We start from the raw sequence: 19,223 nt of genomic DNA, 5'->3' as shown, positions 1-19,223 counted from the left end.
CGAGCGGCGCCTGGCAGCACGGCGCTTGATTGACTTTATGATGCATGTTCCCTAGCATATGCTGTACCCTTGTCCCACTCTGGATCCTCGACCATGCACCGCCCCGTACGCCTCCTTCTGTACGCCCTGTATCTGTTCGCGTCCTTCTGCTCGTATGCGGCAGACCCTCCCTATTATGTCCGCACGCCCACCTGGCATGAAACGCTCCGCCTTTCACGCGATGCACTCGCGAAGGCGCGAGATGCCAGCCGGCCCGGACTCGCGATCACGCTGTCCGCCATGGAAATACTGCGGCTCGTTCTCCCTCCCCTCACCATTCACCGACGCCTTTCCACCGGAACAGAGGATCTCTCTCGACACAAGCTACGGCGGCAAGCGGTGGTTCACCAGACACGAATGGGTGGACGGTGTCATTCAGGATCTCGGCCCCGACACCATGTGCGCACATTACCTGTGCCGGACGCTCACCAGTCCGCGCGACACGATGGTCACCGTATCACTCGGCAGCGACGATGGCATCAACGTCTGGGTGAACGGGACGAAGCTCATCTCGAAGGATGAAAGCCGCGCAGCCGGGGCGGATCAGGAGATCCTCACGGTGGCATTGAAGAAGGGTGACAACGCATTCCTGATGAAGGTCAACAACGGCTACGGCCCAAGCGGATTCTACTTCGCGCTCTATGACAATGACCTCCGCGAACTCATGGGTCTTGTCCGCCGCGACTTCCCCGATGAGGCAAGCGTGCGCGAAATGGCATGGGAGGAGGCGGATACCATCTGGAGTGGGCCATGGATCCCGGGGGACATGCAGGCCCTTGCGCTGAAGTACGCCGCCCATGCACCATGCACCACAAAGGATGAACAAGATGCCCTGACGGCACGGGCCGCCGCGGTGACTTCCGCGGAAGAACTGACCGCTGTCCGGACTCACTATGTAAACTCGCGTGTATCAGAGCTTGTCCCGATCATCCTCACCCCGAAGCCGCCTGCAACGCCCCGTATCAACGGAGCGCGTCGGGTGGGCGCACGCCCGGGGAGCCCGTTCCTCCATATCGTCCCCGTTACGGGCGACAGGCCCATGAAGATCAGCGCAAGCGGGCTTCCACGCGGACTCGCGCTCGATGGTGCCACGGGGATCATCACCGGCACGGCGAAGAACGCAGGAACATACCACGTCCGCGTTACAGCAACGAACGCACGCGGGACCGCACGCAGCACCCTCACGATCGTGATCGGCAAGACCATCGCGCTCACTCCCCGCTCGGATGGAACAGCTGGAACTGTTTCGCGACCGCGGTGGACGACGGGCGTATTCGCGCCGCCGCCGAAGCAATGGTCGCCGCCGGACTTACGCAGCACGGCTGGAGCTATATCAACATCGACGATTGCTGGGAGATCAAACCGGGGAGTACCGATCCACTGGTCAGTGGCGAACCCAGGAAGCCCGACGGCACGATCAATACGAACAAGAAATTCCCGGACATGCACGCGCTCAGCACGTACGTCCATGCAAAGGGATTGAAACTGGGGATCTATTCTTCTCCCGGTCCCCTCACGTGCGGCGGTTACACGGCAAGCTATCAGCACGAACTGCTCGATGCGAAGCAATACGACGCATGGGGCATCGATTACCTGAAGTACGATTGGTGTTCCTACGGTCAGATCGCGCCCAATGCCAGCCTTCCGGAATTGAAAAGACCGTACACGGTGATGCGGGCGGCACTGGACAGCGTGAGGCGCGATATCGTCTATTCGTTGTGCCAGTACGGCATGGGCAAGGTGTGGGAATGGGGCGCGACCGTCGGTGGCAATTGTTGGCGGACCACCGGCGACATCACCGACACCTGGGAGAGCATGGCAGGTATCGGGTTCTCACAGGGCGGCCAGGAGGCCTTCGCCGGGCCGGGACGTTGGAACGATCCGGACATGCTGGTCGTGGGAAAGGTCGGCTGGGGCCCTGCACTCCATCCCACACGCCTCACGCCGAACGAGCAATACACGCATATCAGCCTGTGGTGCCTCCTTGCCTCACCGCTCCTGATCGGCTGCGACATGACGCAGATGGACGACTTCACGCTCTCCCTTCTCACGAACGATGAAGTGCTCGCAGTGAACCAGGATCCGTTGGGAAAGCAGGCCGGACGCATCGCGACGGAGGGAGACACAGAGGTATGGGCGAAGAAGATGGAGGATGGATCCTACGCCGTCGGACTTTTCAACCGTGGCCGTTGGCAGCAGGACGTTACGGTCCTCTGGTCTGAACTCGGACTCAAGAAAGGATCACATGCGGTCCGTGATCTCTGGAGGCAGAAGGATCTTGGGTCGTTCGATGGAGGGTTTACGGCGACGATAGCGAAGCATGGAGTGGTCTTGATCCGCGTCACGCAGTGAGGAATGGGGACCGCCGATCGACGAACGCAGTTCAGATATCAGATATCTGAATTCAGATCTCTGAACTGAAGCACGCATCGTAGACGCGACCAACCCCGTCGAGTTGCACGTCAACGACGGGTGTACGCAGGGCGGCGGCAAGGGCCGCGCGACCGGAGGGCGCATCGAGCGTGGCCGCGCGGTAGGTGGTTCCGTCGAAGGCGGGATAATACGGGTTGAACGTGAAGGCACACAGGTCTGACGGACGCCGGTACCGCACATCCACAGACATGGCGTGAAGCCGCTGCAATAGAGCCGCGATACGCACCGGATCACCGGCCAGCAACATCTTGAACGGATCATCAAAGACGAGCGTCACACCCTGCCCCCCGGCCTTTTCCATCCGCTCGCACACCACGCCCAGGCCATCCGCGGTGATCAGTCCGGGCAGGACGATCTCTTCCAGCCCCTCCGGCATTCTCTCGAACACACGCGCGATCTCGCTGATACCATGCACCGGGGTTGCCGGAGCCTGCACGCTGAGGTCCCGGGAACGCATGCGAATGCCTGTGATGGCAGAGAGATCTCCGGCGCTTGCCACGTGGGCGAAGATACGTTCGATCGCGCACGTCTCTTCGGTGAGATAGTGAACATCCGTGCTCCGCGCGCCTCCGGTGGCGAAGACCACCCTGTCCGCTACGGCCATCGGCGCGATACGGTTCAGTGAACCATCCACAAGAAGGTCCGCGACACCCAGCGAGAGCATCTGCTGCGACACGGCGGCGAGGTCGGCGGTCTTGTTGGGTCCGGCAACGACGACGAGTCCGCCCTCTTCCACACGGCAGATGACCACGTTGCCCAGAGCGGTGATGTACTCTGTGGAGCGGAGGACACGAAGACGGGCTGTCGAAGCGGAAAGGCACTTCTCGGAGGTGGTGACGATCATTCCGGGGCGAACTGCGATGCGCGGTTTGGGAAGGAGGGTCACGTTGTCCCGCTCTTCTCCGTCATATCCGATCCCGGTCACGCCGGGGATCCTGCCGCGACGATAGGCTTCATCGATGAGCGCGCACAGCGCCGTTGTCTTCCCGGTGTTCTTGGCCGTTCCCGCGACGCCGATGATCATGGCCTAGGCAACCGTCCCCCTGCCGAACGTCCCGGGATATGCTCCGTCTTCCCGGTCGCCGAGCAACCCTGAAGAGATGGCGGCTGGAAGGTCCGGTGCCTGCCGCACACGGTCCAGCACCTCTGCGATCTTTGCATGCATGTCCGCCGTCATCGCGTCGGCGGCGGAGGTCGGCGTGACCGCCGCCTTCCCCATGAAGCGCGCGGCCTCATGCAACGCCTGCAGACTGTCGATGCGTGACGCCATGCAGATCGGTCCGCGCGAGTACGCTTCGTCCGTGGACGCGATGGTCATGGCATCCACGTGCAGCGACGTGCCGAGGGCAGCGTGGAAGGAGGAAGCGGTTGCCGACTGGACGCGGTCTTCCGTCTGTGTCATGAACGCGATCGGTTCCCCCGGCCAGATCGGGCAATCCACGATCGAACGCAGGGCGTGGATCTTCGCCGCGTTGTAGTCCACGAATGTCTGCTCCATCAGCCCGTTGATGACGATGTGCGGCCCATAGCAGAAGAGCGGTTTCAGGATCGCGCGCGCGCCGAGGCGCGTGCCGAGATGCACATTGATCAACAACCCCGCGAGGGTCTTCCAGGCCGGTACACCACTCAGTTCGTCGTTGCCCGGGATATCGTACGGCATCCTGAACTTCGCAGCGAGCCGGATCGCTTCGACACCGTCGACCGCCAGGCGCGCCGGATCCGTACCCGCTCCGAGCGAACCGTACACCAGGTCGATCTTGGTCATATCCGCCCCTGCCAGCCCCGCCAGCAGGACGGTCTCAGGTGTATTCAATCCGCGGTGGGCGCGGACGGTCAGCAAGGTCGATGGCTCCAGAAGCTCACGGACCAGCCGGATGTTCTCTCCGGAGGTCACGGTCCCATCGTTCTGGTGCGTCAGTGTCCCTTCCAACAGTCCTTCATACCGGGCTTCCCACGACGGATTGATCAGGAGGAATCCATCCACTCCCCATCGTTCGCACACTTTGGCGTGCATGATGTCCATGACCGGGCAGCCGGAGCCGAGGAACTTGAAGAAGAGTGGCCTCTCGCCTGCATGGCGGAGCGACACCGGCCGATGCTGGTGGCGGTCGGCAAGGAGTTCCTTCAATCTGGTCCGTTCGGTTTCCGAAACGACGCGCACACCTTTGGGGAGGATCCCTTTGCGGAACGCATCGGCGATCACCGGGTCGGAGACACTCAGGTAGCGGTCCAGCAATGCCGCGTGCTGTGCCGCGTTCCGCTCTTCGAACATCGAAGCCCGCAGGCGCGCACGCTCGATGCCCGGCGAACTTTTCCCTTCGGTCCAGCGGAGCAGCTTGTCCACGATCTCATCCAGGGCCGCAGCGATGCGTGCATCATGCACCTTGTACGAATACCCGGCGGTGATATCGGGCTTCGGCTTCGCGGCGGCTGTTGCACCGCTCTCGGCCGGTTTCCCTTCCAGATAGGCAACAACATCTTCAATGCGCGAATGCTCATCGAACCCGCGGTCGAACCCGAGTTCTGCAGCCAGCTCCGCCGTGATCGCTTTGCCGCCGAGCGTGACCCGCGCACGGGACCGGACGCCGGCCGCATCGAGCAGGTCGACGAACCGCCCGAGCAGTTCCGCCACACCATATCCCAGCGTACGGCTGACGAGGATCTCGTCGTACGAACCCTGCGCGGCGATACGGACGACATCCTCAAGCGGGAGGTCCGGCGACAGGAGTTCCGTATCAAACCCGCGTTGCGCGAGGGCGTTCCGGATGATCTTGATGCCCACATCATGAACAGGATCAAGGGGCACACAGAGGATACGCTTCTTTTTCACGACGGTCCCCCCTTCGCTGCCGCCGGCGCAAGCCAGCGGTACGGATCACCGGGTTTGTGCACGTACTTCCGCACGCGCACCCGGACACCGTAACCATCGAACTCGCAGAACATCACGTCCACCTGTCCGAGCCCGAGTTCTAGCCCCAGCCTGAGCGCGAGGTCCTTCCCCTCCTGCTCACTGCCGCACAAGAGATAGGTCTCGATATCGAGGCCATCCATCACCGCATCGAGTGCTTGCATAGCCATTCATCAGCGGAGCGGCCCGGAGGCCGCCCCGTCGATGCCTTCTTATTCGAAGATACCTGCTTCGTTACAGACGATCTCGATCAGCATCACGAGTCCGCGGATGATCATGCGGGCCCGTTCCGGGATCACCTGACCGTGCTCATCGGTGGTACCGAGGCCGGGAGAGATGAAGAAATTCGCATCGTACGAAATGGTCGGGATGATGCCCATTTGCGACATCCCGTCCTGGAACAGATGCGAGCCGGAGTACATATCCTCGATCGAGAAGATCGGGATACCCAGCTTGCCGTCCTTCCAGCTATCTTCGTAGTTGATCTCGACCGTCCCCGAGTTGTAGCTCTTCGCGAACTGGAAGTCGCCGCGGATCCGGCTGTCGATCTTGCTGAACTCGTCCACGACGATCGCATACAGGTCATCGATGGGCTTCTTCATCAGTTCCGGTTTGTCGCGAAGGACCTTCAGTGCCGCGACCTGGCCCGACAGGCCTTCCTTGCCCGGGTCCTGGCCGACATAAGCGGCCTTGCCGTACGACGAGGTGGTGCCATAGCGTGCACCGTGATAGCCGAGTCCGCGGCGGACCGCGACCATGACATCCTCACGGCCGATGATGAGCGCGCTTGTCGGGGAGCCCGTGGCCTTGTCCATGCTGAAGATCATGCAGTCGGCGCCGACCTTCTTGATGCTCGTGCCGATGAACGGCATGCCCCACGCGTTGTCGATGATGTAGGGGACGTCGTACGAACGGGCGATCTCGGCGATGCCCTTCTGGATGAGCGGCGTGCCCTCGGCGTCCTTGGCGCTGTACCCGTAGCCGGCCGTGTCATAGCCGAGCGAGGCAAAGCCACCGAGCAGAATTTCATGCTGCTTCGCGGCGGTCCGCATGGCAGCGATCGCGCCCTTGGCGTCCGTGTTCTTCATGAGAGGAACCGGATGGTAGTTGATGCCGTGCACCGGATAGGCGGCACCCGGGAGCGGGACGTACACGACGTCCAGGTTGTTCTGGCGCTTGCCGGAGAAGCCCAACTCGCCCGCCGTGCTGCCGCGTTCGGCAAGGATGTCCTTGTACTTCGGCGGATACGGACGGCCGTAGCCACCCTGGTGATGGATATGACGCTCGTAGGGAGCGATGTAGCGCGTGCGGTAGTTGTCACCGCGGCCGGTGATCGGCGCGGTCACCAGCGTGTCGAAGCATGTCCAAAGCCCGCCTTCGCAGGTGTTCACCGGAGCCGCATCATAGCCGTCGCCGTACACGTCCTTCACGATCTCACGGATCTGATCCACGTACACCGTCAGGGGCACGACCTTCCGCGATTCGACCGCCATCACTTTTTCGATGTCCTCGCGGAGCGGGGACGGGCAGCCGGAGATGGCACCGGTCAGGCCGATGGCACCCTTCAGTTCGGCGGGCATATTCAGGGACTCTGCGGCTTTCTTCGCGGCTGCATAGATCTTCGGGGTGTTCACCTGCAGACGCTTGTACATTTGGAACTTATACGCTGGCTTCGCCATGTGGCGTGTCCTTTCTAGGATTGAAGTGATGGAAAACCGGGAATGGCGACGGGGTCACCGGGGTGGAGGCCCAGTTCGTCGCCCGGAATGCGTTTCTCCACGCGGAGAATGGTATTCTGATGGTTCGGCACGTGCGTATCGTCGAAGCCGACGATCGTGCCGATCTCGTTGCCATTGATCACGACCGGGTCACCCGCCAGCAGCACGCCGCCGTCGAGCAGTTCCACGAACGCGATGTACGCGATTCGCTGCACGGTGGCGCCGGGGCCTGCGTTCTGTTCGTCGGTGCCGATGAGTTCGATGATGCTCCCGGCGGGGAAGGCACGGGAGATCGGCGCGATGAGCGAGAGGCTGCGGTTCTCGAGCGTGCCGCGGAGCACGACGACGACCCTCCCCTTCATCGGCGTCTTCGCTGCGAAGAACGAGCGGTTGGTCATCTTCTGGGTGTACGGATCGGCCATGGGGTCCTCCTACACGAACCGTGTCACGAAGCTGTCCACATCGCCGTACAGGAAATCCACCACCGGCAATTCGATCATCGTATAGCACCCGGGCTGTTGCCGCATGGCGGCGCGGGCGGCGGAGACCATGACCTGTGCGGTGAGGGCGGGGTTGTTCACTTTGAGCTGGAAGCGCATCGACTGGTTATGCGTCACGCCCGAAACACCATTGCGTTCCAGCAGGACACCGTGCCCCGTATCCATGAGCAACGCAACGTCCTCGACCTCGAAGACATACGTGCGGTCCTTCACGAAATACGGATCGGTCTTGATGCGTTGTTCCACTTCCTCGAACTTCGCACCGGACTGGAGCTGCACATAGACCATGCGGCGATGGATCCCCATGCCCGCCGGTACGGTGATCGAGATCGCATCCTTCACGCCGGCGATCGCACGGACGGCGACCGAATGTCCCATGGACATGCCCGGGCCGTAGTTCGTATAGGTGATGCCGCGCGGGGCCATGGCCTGGAACCATCCGCGCATGACGGAATCGATGCCCGGATCCCACCCTGCGGAGAGGATCGAGACCGTGTTGTGTTCCTTCGCGATCGCGCCGAGCTCTTTCCGCACGGCGGGAATGTCATGATGGATGTCGAAACTGTCGACCGTGCGAATGCCGTACGCGAGGATCTTGCCCGCTGTCTCGCGGACGATGCGCGAGGGACAGGACAGGACGGCGACGTCGATCGAGTCCAGTTCTTTGACATCGGACACGATGCGCACGTTGCGCAGGGCCATCGGGTCGCGCTCCGTATACGGGCAATCTTTGGACACCACTTCGGCCACTTCAACGATGCCGACCAGTTCCATGTCGGGTTCAACGAGGATGGATTCCACTGCACAGCGTCCGACATTGCCATAACCGAGGACGGCGACGCGGGTCTTCTTCATCGGCTGCTCCGTTGAGGTTCCTGGGGTTGATGTCCGCCCGTCTGACTGTCGATGTACGCGCACAGGGCCTTTCCTGCGGCATCGCCATGGGCACGGACGAGGCGCTCGACGAGCGCCGCATCGCGTTTGGCGAGCGCGGCGAGGATCCGCTCGTGTTCTTTCATCGATGGTGTCAGGTGCGACAGGACGGACAGGTAGATATAGTTGTAGCGCAGCGCCTGGGCGCGGAGCGACCGGATATAGCCGGCCAGCTTTTCGTTGCCCGAGGCGTCGCTGAGGGTCTGGTGGAACTCCGCATTGAGCTGCAGGAGCGTGCGCACGTCCTTGGTACGGGCGGCGGCGATGCGGCGCATCCGTTCGTGCAGGGCACGCAGCGCCTCCATCGTCTCCGGTTGCAGTTGCGCGCAGGCCAGACGGGCAGCGAACGCTTCGAGGACGCCCTTCACCTGATACGTTTCGGCGGCATCGGCATGCGACAGCACGCTGACGACGGCGCCGCGGCGCGGGGTGACGCGGACGAACCCTTCCGAGTCCAGCTGGAGGAGTGCTTCACGCAGCGGTGTACGGCTCACGCCGAGCCGCGTGGCGAGGTCCGGCTCCACGAGACGGTCGCCCGGCGTCAGGCCACCGTCGATGATGAGCGTGCGGATCCGGTCGGCGATGCGGTCGCGCAGCGTCCGCACCTCTTCCCGGTCGAATGCCAGCCCCCCGGGCCGGCCCGCATCCTCCTGCCGCATAACGCGTCCCTTCTGCATATTGTATACAATATACAATATGCAAATATCGGGAACCGGCAGCAGAAAGTCAAGGGAGTTGACTTTCACACCCCTGTTTCGTATGGTACAGCACGGTCAGGACATACTTGCCGTTCATCAAGAGTGGTGGAGGGACAGACCCTGCGAAGCCACAGCAACCGGAGCCAACCGCGCTCGTCAGGTGCTAAGTTCTGTTCCCGCTTTCGGGCGGGAGAAGATGAATCCGCAAGGGCTGCGCCCTCACAGCGCATACCCCATTCGGATTTCATCGCCCCGGATGGGGATTTTTCGTTGCATTCACCGGACAGAGAGGAGCCAGCATGGCGGAAGAGCGAGCATACAGATTCGAGACACTGCAGTTGCACGCGGGACAGACACCCGACCCCGCCACCAACGCCCGGGCCGTCCCGATCTACCAGACCACGTCCTATATCTTCAACGACGCGGCCCACGCTGCCGACCTCTTCGCGCTCCAGAAATTCGGGAACATCTACACCCGTCTCATGAACCCCACCACCGGGGTGTTCGAGGCCCGGGTCGCTGCCCTCGAAGGCGGCGTTGCAGCCCTCGCCACCGCATCCGGCCAGGCCGCACAACTCATCGCGATCACGACCTTCGTCGTCGCGGGTGAGAATATCGTCGCCACCAGCAACCTCTACGGTGGCACCTACAATCAGTTCGCCGTGGCCTTCCCCCGCCTCGGCATCGATGTGAAGTTCGTGAACGGCGACTCCCCCGCCGATTTCGAAAAGGCCATCGATGCGAAGACCAAGGCCCTTTATATAGAGACCATAAAAAATCCGCGCCTGAACATTCCCGATATCCGCGCGATCGCCGATGTGGCGCACAACCATGGCATCCCGCTGGTCGTGGATAATACCTTCGGCGCCGGCGGATACCTCGCCCGCCCCATCGACTGGGGTGCCGATATCGTGGTGGAGTCGGCCACCAAGTGGATCGGCGGCCATGGAACCTCCATCGGCGGCGTGATCGTGGATTCCGGCAAGTTCAACTGGGGGAACGGCAACTTCCCCATCTTCACCGAACCGAGCCCCGGCTACCATGGACTGAAATTCTGGGACGTGTTCGGCACGCCGGGGCAGTTCGGGAACATCGCCTTCATCATCCGCGCCCGCGTGGAAGGACTGCGCGATCTGGGCCCGTGCATCAGCCCGTTCAACTCCTTCCTGCTCCTGCAAGGACTGAGACGCTCTCGCTCCGCATTGACCGCCACAACGACAACGCCCTGGCCCTCGCACAGTGGCTCAAGCGCCATCCGCGTGTGGCATGGGTCTCCTATCCCGGCCTGCCCGACCATCCACACCATGCCCTCGCGAAGCGTTACCTGCGTCAGGATCATTTCGGCTCGATGCTGGTCTTCGGCATCAAGGGCGGACTCGAAGCCGGCAAGACGTTCATCAACAGCGTCAAACTTGCGAGCCTCCTCGCCAACGTCGGCGATGCCAAGACACTGGTGATCCACCCCTCATCCACGACCCATCAGCAGCTCCCGGAAGCCGAACAGGCGGCAGCGGGCGTCACGCCCGATCTCATACGCGTGTCGGTCGGCCTCGAACATATCGAAGACATCCTCTGGGACTTCGATCAGGCCCTTGCTGCCACAGGAGCCGGCGCATGACGTCGCACCAGGGTGGCGAGATCGTCGGGACACGCAGTGTCACGTTCTTCCCGGGCGGATTCCTTGATACGCCCGGGGCGTGTGCCTCGTTGCCCGACCTCACGGTCGCCTATGAGACCTACGGCACGCTCAACGCCGCGGGCGACAACGCCATTCTGGTATGTCATGCCCTCACCGGCAACGCCCATGCGGCGGGGCTGTCGTCTCCCGATCCACGCTCGGTCGGCTGGTGGGACCCGATGATCGGCCCGGGCCGGCCGCTCGACACCGACCGCTATTGCGTGATCGCATCGAACTTCCTGGGCGGATGCTACGGCACCACCGGCCCCACGTCGATCAACCCGCGCACCGGAAAGCGGTACACGATGTCCTTCCCCGCATACACCGTCCGCGACATGGTCCATGTGCAGAAAGGATTGCTGGACCACCTCGGTGTGAAGAGTCTTGTCTCAGTCATCGGTGGGTCGCTGGGTGGTATGCAGGTCCTGGAGTGGCCGCTGTGCTACCCGGCCATGGTCCGCTCGATCATTCCCATCGCTACAGCGGCGCAGCATTCCGCCTGGTGCATCGGATTGAACGACCTGACGCGACAGGCGATCATGATGGACCCGGCCTGGCGTGACGGCGAGTACGATCCATCGGCACAGCCCGCGGCCGGGCTTTCCCTTGCGCGTCAGATCGCGATGATCACCTACCGGAGCGACATCTCGTTCACACGGAGGTTCCACCGCACTGTCGCCGCCGCGGGTCCCGGCGGCCGGGAACGAAGGTTCGAAGTGGAGAATTACCTGCGCTACCAGGGCGAGAAGCTGGTGGCCAGGTTCGATGCGAACACGTACCTGTACATCACCCGGGCAATGGATGCGCACGACGTTGCGGCAGGGCGAGCGCCACTGGCCGATGTCCTTGGTTCGATCCGCGTGCCGTCCCTCAACGTCGGCATTTCATCCGACATCCTTTACCCCGCACACGAACAGCAGGCCATCGCAACGGCGCTCCCCCGTTCAACGTACCGGGAGATCGATTCACCCGACGGACACGATGCGTTCCTGATCGCCTATGAGCAGCTCGGTCCGTTCGTTCATGAGTTTCTGAAGGAGATACAATGAGTCTCATCGTCATGAAGTTCGGCGGCACCTCCGTTGAAAGTGCGGAGGCCATGCGCCGGGTCAGAGATATCATCCGGAACAGCGCGGGAACCTCGACCTGTGTCGTCCTGTCCGCCTGCTCCGGCGTCACGAATCAACTCCTGCGCATCGGCACGGTAGCATCCGAAGGGAATGCCGAAGAGGCCGCGGGGATCGTGCGGACCATCATCACGCGGCATACCGGGATCATGGAAGAGCTTCTGCCGCCGGCGCAACGCACCGAGGTGCAGGCCGCCATCGATGTCTGGGCACGCGAGCTGCTCGCGCTCGTCCGCGGGATCAGCATCCTCGGTGAACTGACCAACCGGTCCCTGGACCTCCTTGCGTCGTACGGCGAACGGTTCTCGACACTCATTTTCGAGGCCTACCTCCGCCATGCGGGGACGCCGGCGGCACTGGTGGATGCACGCACCTTCATGGTCACCAACGCCCAGTTCACGAAAGCCGCCCCCGACCTCGTTGCCACGGCCGAACGATTGCAGCAGAACGTCCGCCCGTTGCTGAACGACGGCAAGGTCGTCGTCACGCAGGGCTTCATCGGCTCCACACCCACCGGGATCACGACCACCATCGGGCGTGGGGGTTCGGACCACTCCGCGGCGCTCATCGGTGCCCTGATGGATGCGAACGAGATCCAGATCTGGACCGATGTGGACGGCATTCTCACCGCAGACCCGTCGATCATCAAGAACGCGCGGCGCATCCGCATCATGTCGTTCCGCGAGGCGTCCGAGCTTGCCTACTTCGGTGCGAGGGTCCTCCATCCGGAGACCATCCTCCCCGCCATCGAAAAGAACATCCCGGTCCTGGTGTTGAATTCGCACCGGCCGTCGTCGCCCGGCACACGCATCGTTGCCCGCCCGGATACCGCGCAGCACTGCACCATCAAATCCGTGGCGTACAAAGAGAGCATCTCCCTGATCAGCATCGTCTCCACCCGCATGTTCATGGCGCACGGGTTCCTGGAGAACATCTTCGACGTCTTCCATAAGTACCGCACCGTCGTCCACACGGTGGCCACGTCGGACGTCAGCGTGTCGGTGACGGTGAACGATGTGTCCCACCTCAGCGAGATCCTGGAGGAACTCCGCCAGTTCTCCACGGTGACGGTCGATGGCGGCAAGGCGATCGTGTGTGTGGTCGGCGACAATCTGAGGAACAGTATCGGCGTCGCGGCCCGCATCCTCCTGCCGCTCAGCAGGCTCAACGTGAACATCAACATGATCTCCCAGGGGGCATCCGAGATCAACCTGAGCTTTGTGATCGACGAAAGCAATGTGCCGATCGCGGTACAGGCACTGCATGCGGAGTTCTTTGATAACGGCAACCCGGACCCGGAGATCTTTGACTGATGGAAGCGAAAGGATATACGGTGATCGTCGCCGGCGCGACCGGCATGGTCGGGCGCACGATGATCCAGGTTCTCGAAGAACGGAACTTCCCTGTTGCCCGGCTCATACCCATGGCCTCGGCCCGCTCCGCCGGATACACCGTGAAGTTCCGCGGGCAGGACATCCCCGTACAGGAATTATCGGAAGCCGCACTCCGCGATGCCCGCGCCGGGGTCGCGCTCTTCTCCGCCGGGGCGTCGGTGAGCCGCACCTTCTCGCCCATTGCGGTGAAGTTCGGCACGGTGGTCATCGACAACAGCAGTGCGTTCCGCACCGACCCGGACATCCCGCTTGTCGTCCCCGAGGTCAACCCGGGCGCATTGCAGCGTCATCACGGCATCATCGCGAATCCCAACTGCTCCACGATCCAGATGGTGGTGGCGCTGAAGCCTCTCCACGACGCGTTCGGGATCACGCGGGTCGTCGTTGCCACCTATCAGTCCGTGACCGGCGCCGGCCAGCGCGGATATGAGCAGCTGATGGCGGAGATGCGCGGCGAGACGCTGAACCCGCCGAAATTCCCGCACCCTATCGCATTGAATCTGATCCCGCACATCGATGAGTTCGAAGCCGATGGCTATACCAGGGAAGAGATCAAGATGATGCGGGAGACCGTGAAGATCATGGAGGACCCATCGATCAAGGTCAACGCCACCTGTGTGCGCGTCCCCGTGGTCGGCGGTCATAGCGAAGCGGTCACGATCGAGTGCGCCCGTCCCTTAACACTTGCTGCGGCACGGGAGTTGCTCCGGACCGCGCCGGGTGTTATCTTGCAGGACGACCCCTCGCAGAAGCACTACCCCATGCCCAGGAATGCCGGTGGCAAAGACGAGGTGTTCGTCGGACGGCTCCGCCTTGATGCGACCGTCCCCAACGGCCTGTCGCTCTGGATCGTTTCGGACAATCTGAGGAAAGGGGCGGCGACCAACGCCGTACAGATCGCTGAAGCCATGGCCGCACAGGGGCTGCTCCGGAAGGCATGACATCGCTCCCCTGCCCTCCATCATGGAAGGTGCCGGGGGAACGTCCAGGACACATTCGCTGTTACAACGGCGGGGCTTCTCATTGCTGCCGCCCGCCACACCGTGCAATCCATCATCCATTCCTTCACACTAGCCAGGAGAATTCCCATGCCTCCTCATCCCGGATCGGATGGTCCCATCGATTTTTCTGATGTGACCAGCGGGGCGACAACGTCCGGCGAACCGCGGACGTACGTGGTCAAAGCGGGCGATTCCCTTTCCAAGATCGCCAAGCTGATGTACAAAGATGCCAAGCAGTGGAAAAAGATCTACGAGGCGAACAAGGATAAGATCAAGAATCCCGATCTGATCCGCCCCGGACAGGAATTCATCATCCCGTAACCACATTGTCATCCACAGAAGGTGATGCTATGACCCGCTCATTGCTGTTCCTCATGATCATCGCTCTCTCGGCGACGGTCGCATTCGTTGGTTGCGGCAAGAAAGAAGAACCGAAGCCCGTCGTGCAGGAAGCTCCGCCTCCTGCCCCGCCGGCGCCTTCCATCGCCGATGTGGTCCTGGCAAAGGGATTTGATGCTTCATGGAATGCCGTAGAGCCCACCACGGCCTTCAAGCCGAAGGATCGGATCAATGCACTCGTCAAGACCGCGAACGCCGTGCCTGGCAATGCCGTGGCAGCTACATGGTGGTACGTGAAGACGAACCAGATTGTCAAGTCGGACACCATTGCCCTCGTGCAGCCCGGCACCAACAACACCCAGTTCTTCATCGAACGTGCAAAGGGGTGGCCGACAGGTGACTATCGCCTCGACGTTACCCTCAATGGCGGTGCACCGCGCTCGACCGCATTCCAGGTGCAATGATGCAAGTTCCCGTCCGTTCCGCGATCCGTTCCGGGTCGCGGAACGGACCCTTCTCCTCTTTGAACAGGAGTACATGATATGAGTGCATTGTTGGAGATCCTCGCCGGGTCGCTCGGGCGCGGGGCGGTCGATCAGATCAGCTCCAAGCTCGGCCTCAACCCCAACACCACCGGCCGTATCGTCCAGGCCGCGATCCCGTTGCTCGTCGGTGCGCTCGCCCGCAACTCGGCCTCGCCGTCGGGTGCGACCGCCCTGCAGGGCGCCTTGAGCAAGGACCATGACGGCTCGGTACTGGACGATGTCCTCGGCTTCCTCGGATCCTCGCAGCAAGGGCCGGGTGCCGGTATCCTCCGTCACGTCCTCGGCGATCAGCAATCGAATGTACAATCGTCGATCGGCCAGGTGGCCGGGGTTGATGGCGCGCAGGCAGGCCAGGTGCTCGAGATGCTTGCCCCGCTGGTCATGGGCGCGCTTGGCAAGAAGTCGGCGCAGGAAGGCCTCGATGCAGGTGGACTGTCGCAGTTCCTGCAAGGTGAGGCGCAGGCCGTTCAGCAGCCACAGCCGGATATCATGGGTTCCCTGCTCGGGATGCTCGATCAGAACAAAGACGGCAATGTGGTGGATGATGTCAGCAGTTTGCTCGGCAAGCTGCTGAATAACAGGTGATCAAGGAGGATTGAACCGTTGGAAACAGCGCTGAGCATCGCACTGGGTATCGCTCTCAGCGCAGCGGCGGGGTTCCGGGTCTTTGTTCCCCTCCTTGCGCTCAGCATTGGTGGTTACACGGATGTTGTCCACCTCACCCCGGGGTTCGCCTGGATCGGCACGATCCCATCGATGATCGCGTTCGGCACGGCAACGATCGCCGAGGTGGGGGCGTACTATGTGCCGTGGGTCGACAATGCGTTGGACACGATAGCAGCGCCTGCGGCGGTCATCGCCGGCACCGTCATCTCCGCGTCGGTGATCACGGACCTCCCTCCCCTGGTCCGTTGGTCGCTCGCCCTCATGGGTGGCGGAGGCATCGCAGGCATCCTTCAGGGGGCGACGGCATTCCTTCGCCTGAAGTCGTCCACATTCACCGCCGGCCTCGGCAATCCGGCCCTTGCGACCATGGAACTCGGTGGTTCTGTCATCACGGTGATACTGGGGATACTGGTACCGGCAGTAGTGGCGGGCGTTATGGCGTTGCTGGCCATCGGGATCTTCCTCGTAGCGCGCCGGCTCCTGTTCAGCAGACCGGCGCGCCAGGTCAAACGGGGGTGATCACTTCTTGTAGTACTTCATGGCATCGGGGATCAACTTCGTCAGGTTGGCGATGCGGGTCTCATCCGAGGGATGCGTGCTCATGAACTCGGGGGGGGCCTGGCCGCCGCTGGCAGCGGACATCCGCTGCCAGAACGCGACCGCCTCATGCGGATCGTACCCTGCCATCGCCATGAACACCAGTCCGAGGTGGTCCGCTTCACTCTCCTGTGTCCGGCCGAACGGCAGGAGCGCCCCGTATTGCGCGCCTACCCCGTAGACCGTCATCCACAGGTTCTTCGTTTCTTCCGGCTTCTTCGCCAACGCCGCCGACAACGCCGCCGCTCCATACTGGGCGATGAGCCCCTGGCTCATCCGTTCGTTCCCGTGCTCTGCGATCGCGTGCGCGACCTCATGGCCCATGACCACGGCGAGACCCGCTTCGGTCTTCGTGATCGGCAGGATGCCTGTATAGAACACGACCTTCCCGCCCGGCATGCACCAGGCGTTCACTTCCTTGCTCTCGACGAGATTGAACTCCCACTTGTAATCTTTCAACGCATCGCCGTACCCATTCTGCTGCATGTAGCTTTCCACAGCATGCTGGATCTTCACGCCGACGCCGCGGACCATGGCGGTCTGCTGCTGGTTCGTACTCAGCGGATTGGCCTTCAGGAATGCGCCGTACTCCTGATAACTCATGCCAAGCATCTCCCCCGCGGGTATGAGGCTGAGCTGCTTTCTGCCGGTGATCGGCACCGTGCTGCAGGCCACCAGGACCAGTGCAAGGACGGTAACGACAAGAACGCTTTTCGTGAACAGTTGCATGCGACGGTCTCCTTGTTCCATGGCCGACCCTAGTCGGTCAGATGGAGCTTCTTGAGTTTGGGATGGATGACGAATCTGCAATACGGAGCATCGGGATGGTTCCTGAAATAATCCTGATGGTAATTCTCCGCCGGATAGAGCACATCGAGGTCCTGGATCTCCGTGACGATCGGGTCGTCGAAATCCTTCCCGGCCGCTGCACGCGACCTCTCGGCCGTAGCGCGTTGTTCCGGGGAATGCGTGAAGATCACCGAGCGGTACTGGGTCCCCTGATCGGCTCCCTGCCGGTTCAGGGTCGTCGGGTCGTGCGCGCGCCAGAACATCTCGAGCAGTTTCTCGTACGAGATCTTTTTCGGGTCGAACGTGATCTCGGCCACTTCGGCATGGCCGGTGGTCCCGGTACACACCTGATCATAGGTCGGGTTCTTGACATGCCCGCCAGCATAGCCGGCCATCACCGACTGCACACCATCGAGGCGTTCAAAGACCGCTTCCACACACCAGAAACATCCTGCACCCAATGTCGCTTTCTCCATGGCCGCATGTCCGTTCGGTTGCCCCGGCGCGCCCATCGGGAAGGCCAGGATCACGAGGATAAGGATCAGTGTTCTCATAGAGATATAACACGTTTGCGGGGTCATGAGTTCATCGCCCGGAAACAGGACACTGCCTCGTTCGGCTCATGCCGGAACGTTTCCAGTACCCGGACACTCCCCGCACCGTGATCCCGCAGGGCCAGCGCCATCGAATCCACGGCCCGGGCGTTGGTATTGCAGTCCTTGCTGACATGCGCGAGCACCACCGCTTCCGGATAGAACGAGGAAGCAGAAAGGATATCGCGGACGAACTTGCCTGATTGCTCGTTGGAGAGATGGCCGATGGTGCGGATCCGGTCCTTGAGCCAGTCGGGCCGTTGCGATGTCGCGAGCATCACCGGGTCATGGTTCGACTCCACCACCAGGACATGGGAATTCGCACAATGCGCGACCAGCCCATCGGGAACATAGCCGAGATCCGTCGCGATGGTCGCCTTGGCACTTCCCGCGAGGGAGTCCAGGTGGACCGTATACGAGAAGCACCCTCCCGCGGCATCATGCGGGACCGGGAACGCGTTCACGAGGAATGGGCCGATCTCTGTCCTTGCGCTGTGCATGGGCCGGAGAAGCGGGGTGCCCTGAACCTTTCGCACATCACGATACTGCTCGGCGAGAACCTGCAGTATCGACGGGGGCGCATGGACGGGGATCCGCAGGGCGAGGAACCCCACAAGCGTTTGAGCAAGCACGTGATCCGCATGGGCGTGCGTGATCACCACGCCCTCGACCTCCCGGAGGGTGAGGCCGAGTGGTCGCAGGTGCCGGCTGATATACCGCTGGCTGAAACCGCAATCGACGAGCAGTGCACGGTGCTCTTCCCAGATCACCGTACAATTGCCCGCACTCGAACTCCCGAGAACGCACACATGCATCAGCGTGCACTCCCGGCGGCTGTGACAGAACAACGCTGCCTATGCACCGCGCTGGCCTCCCCGCCGGGGCGCCTGAAAGCTGGGTCCACGTGCACCCTGCCCGCGTGCACCTCCGCGCGCACCTCCCTCGGTCTTCTTCCCGTGTCCACTCACCCCGCCATGCTGCTTCTCATCGGCCTTCGGAGCGGTGATGTCCTTCAACGAGAGCGGGTAGTCCGTCAGCTTCGTACCATGCAGGCCTTCGATCGCCTTCTTTCCCTGCTCGTCATCCGCGATCTCTACTTCGGCAAAGCCTGTCGGCTTTCCGGTCACGCGGTCCAGATCGATGCGGGTGGAAGCGAGCGGCCCGTACGGCTTGAACAGATCCGCAAGCTTCTTTTCGTCGATCTCGCGTGGAAGATTGGCAACATGGATATGCATTGGTGTACTCCTGTAGTGAACGTAGAAATG

20 protein-coding genes, 1 pseudogene and 1 riboswitch are annotated in these 19,223 nt (G+C 62.1%); of the genes and pseudogenes, 10 read left to right on the top strand and 11 right to left on the bottom strand.

Translation table 11 applies throughout. The features are described 5' to 3' along the window. Positions 1-241 precede the first annotated feature (241 nt). Positions 242-1,522: a putative Ig domain-containing protein gene (locus IPI01_01365; GenBank protein ID MBK7256481.1), complete on the top strand. Its 1,281-nt coding sequence runs from the start codon at positions 242-244 to the stop codon at positions 1,520-1,522. Continuing rightward, a complete protein-coding gene (locus IPI01_01360) occupies positions 1,483-2,391 on the top strand; it encodes a glycoside hydrolase family 27 protein (protein ID MBK7256480.1) in 909 nt (302 codons plus the stop codon). The genes IPI01_01365 and IPI01_01360 overlap by 40 nt, the downstream gene beginning before the upstream one ends. A gap of 52 nt (positions 2,392-2,443) precedes the next feature. Here the strand turns inward: IPI01_01360 and IPI01_01355 are convergent, their stop codons facing one another. Genes IPI01_01355 through IPI01_01325 form a run of 7 tightly spaced genes read right to left on the bottom strand, consistent with a single transcriptional unit; the run spans position 2,444 to position 9,190 of the window. Next, entirely contained in the window at positions 2,444-3,496 is a 1,053-nt protein-coding gene (locus IPI01_01355) for a hypothetical protein (GenBank protein ID MBK7256479.1), read from the bottom strand. A gap of 3 nt (positions 3,497-3,499) precedes the next feature. Continuing rightward, positions 3,500-5,302 (bottom strand): cobalamin-dependent protein, encoded by a 1,803-nt coding sequence (locus IPI01_01350; GenBank protein MBK7256478.1) that lies wholly within the window; start codon positions 5,300-5,302, stop codon positions 3,500-3,502. Next, positions 5,299-5,544, bottom strand: a complete 246-nt coding sequence (locus tag IPI01_01345) for a hypothetical protein (protein ID MBK7256477.1) — start codon at positions 5,542-5,544, stop codon at positions 5,299-5,301. The genes IPI01_01350 and IPI01_01345 overlap by 4 nt, the downstream gene beginning before the upstream one ends. A 48-nt stretch (positions 5,545-5,592) precedes the next feature. Beyond that, positions 5,593-7,059 carry a hypothetical protein gene (locus tag IPI01_01340; protein MBK7256476.1) on the bottom strand — a complete coding sequence of 489 codons (1,467 nt, stop codon included), beginning with the start codon at positions 7,057-7,059 and terminating at the stop codon, positions 5,593-5,595. A 14-nt stretch (positions 7,060-7,073) separates the two neighbouring features. Beyond that, complete coding sequence (locus IPI01_01335; protein ID MBK7256475.1) at positions 7,074-7,520, bottom strand: hypothetical protein; 447 nt, start codon at positions 7,518-7,520, stop codon at positions 7,074-7,076. 9 nt (positions 7,521-7,529) lie between these two features. After that, positions 7,530-8,453: a diaminopimelate dehydrogenase gene (locus IPI01_01330; GenBank protein ID MBK7256474.1), complete on the bottom strand. Its 924-nt coding sequence runs from the start codon at positions 8,451-8,453 to the stop codon at positions 7,530-7,532. Further along, a complete protein-coding gene (locus tag IPI01_01325; protein MBK7256473.1) occupies positions 8,450-9,190 on the bottom strand; it encodes a GntR family transcriptional regulator in 741 nt (246 codons plus the stop codon). Before IPI01_01325 ends, IPI01_01330 begins: the two co-directional genes overlap by 4 nt. Positions 9,191-9,319: 129 nt before the next feature. Further along, positions 9,320-9,432: riboswitch (SAM riboswitch) on the top strand. Positions 9,433-9,528: 96 nt separating this feature from the next. Between IPI01_01325 and IPI01_01320 the strand changes: the two are divergent. The 8 genes and pseudogenes from IPI01_01320 (at position 9,529) to IPI01_01285 (ending at position 16,498) form a co-directional block, all read left to right on the top strand. After that, positions 9,529-10,847 (top strand): annotated as a pseudogene (locus IPI01_01320) (O-acetylhomoserine aminocarboxypropyltransferase/cysteine synthase). Further along, positions 10,844-11,956, top strand: coding sequence for a homoserine O-acetyltransferase (locus IPI01_01315; GenBank protein MBK7256472.1), 1,113 nt, complete (start codon positions 10,844-10,846; stop codon positions 11,954-11,956). The pseudogene IPI01_01320 and the gene IPI01_01315 overlap by 4 nt, the downstream one beginning before the upstream one ends. Beyond that, complete coding sequence (gene lysC, locus IPI01_01310) at positions 11,953-13,347, top strand: lysine-sensitive aspartokinase 3 (protein MBK7256471.1); 1,395 nt, start codon at positions 11,953-11,955, stop codon at positions 13,345-13,347. The genes IPI01_01315 and lysC overlap by 4 nt, the downstream gene beginning before the upstream one ends. Then, on the top strand, positions 13,347-14,369 hold the full coding sequence (locus IPI01_01305) for an aspartate-semialdehyde dehydrogenase (GenBank protein MBK7256470.1): 1,023 nt from the start codon (positions 13,347-13,349) through the stop codon (positions 14,367-14,369). The genes lysC and IPI01_01305 overlap by 1 nt, the downstream gene beginning before the upstream one ends. Before the next feature lie 147 nt (positions 14,370-14,516). Then, on the top strand, positions 14,517-14,750 hold the full coding sequence (locus IPI01_01300) for a LysM peptidoglycan-binding domain-containing protein (GenBank protein ID MBK7256469.1): 234 nt from the start codon (positions 14,517-14,519) through the stop codon (positions 14,748-14,750). Positions 14,751-14,779: 29 nt separating this feature from the next. Then, positions 14,780-15,232 carry a hypothetical protein gene (locus tag IPI01_01295; GenBank protein MBK7256468.1) on the top strand — a complete coding sequence of 151 codons (453 nt, stop codon included), beginning with the start codon at positions 14,780-14,782 and terminating at the stop codon, positions 15,230-15,232. Positions 15,233-15,310: 78 nt separating this feature from the next. Continuing rightward, positions 15,311-15,898: a DUF937 domain-containing protein gene (locus tag IPI01_01290; GenBank protein MBK7256467.1), complete on the top strand. Its 588-nt coding sequence runs from the start codon at positions 15,311-15,313 to the stop codon at positions 15,896-15,898. Positions 15,899-15,916: 18 nt separating this feature from the next. Continuing rightward, positions 15,917-16,498, top strand: coding sequence for a DUF4126 domain-containing protein (locus IPI01_01285; protein MBK7256466.1), 582 nt, complete (start codon positions 15,917-15,919; stop codon positions 16,496-16,498). Here IPI01_01285 and IPI01_01280 read toward each other — a convergent pair whose 3' ends face one another. From IPI01_01280 to IPI01_01265, 4 genes are all read right to left on the bottom strand, one after another. Further along, positions 16,499-17,305 carry a M48 family metallopeptidase gene (locus IPI01_01280; GenBank protein MBK7256465.1) on the bottom strand — a complete coding sequence of 269 codons (807 nt, stop codon included), beginning with the start codon at positions 17,303-17,305 and terminating at the stop codon, positions 16,499-16,501. Between the two features lie 29 nt (positions 17,306-17,334). Beyond that, positions 17,335-17,841, bottom strand: coding sequence for a peptide-methionine (S)-S-oxide reductase MsrA (msrA, locus tag IPI01_01275; protein ID MBK7256464.1), 507 nt, complete (start codon positions 17,839-17,841; stop codon positions 17,335-17,337). A 101-nt stretch (positions 17,842-17,942) separates the two neighbouring features. Further along, a complete protein-coding gene (locus IPI01_01270; GenBank protein ID MBK7256463.1) occupies positions 17,943-18,773 on the bottom strand; it encodes an MBL fold metallo-hydrolase in 831 nt (276 codons plus the stop codon). 39 nt (positions 18,774-18,812) lie between these two features. Next, on the bottom strand, positions 18,813-19,193 hold the full coding sequence (locus IPI01_01265) for an RNA-binding protein (protein MBK7256462.1): 381 nt from the start codon (positions 19,191-19,193) through the stop codon (positions 18,813-18,815). Positions 19,194-19,223 lie beyond the last annotated feature (30 nt).

It is taken from the genome of Ignavibacteriota bacterium (assembly GCA_016707525.1).
In the GTDB taxonomy this organism is placed as follows: domain Bacteria; phylum Bacteroidota; class Ignavibacteria; order UBA10030; family UBA6906; genus JAGDMK01.
This window is presented reverse-complemented; position numbering and strand designations above follow the sequence as displayed.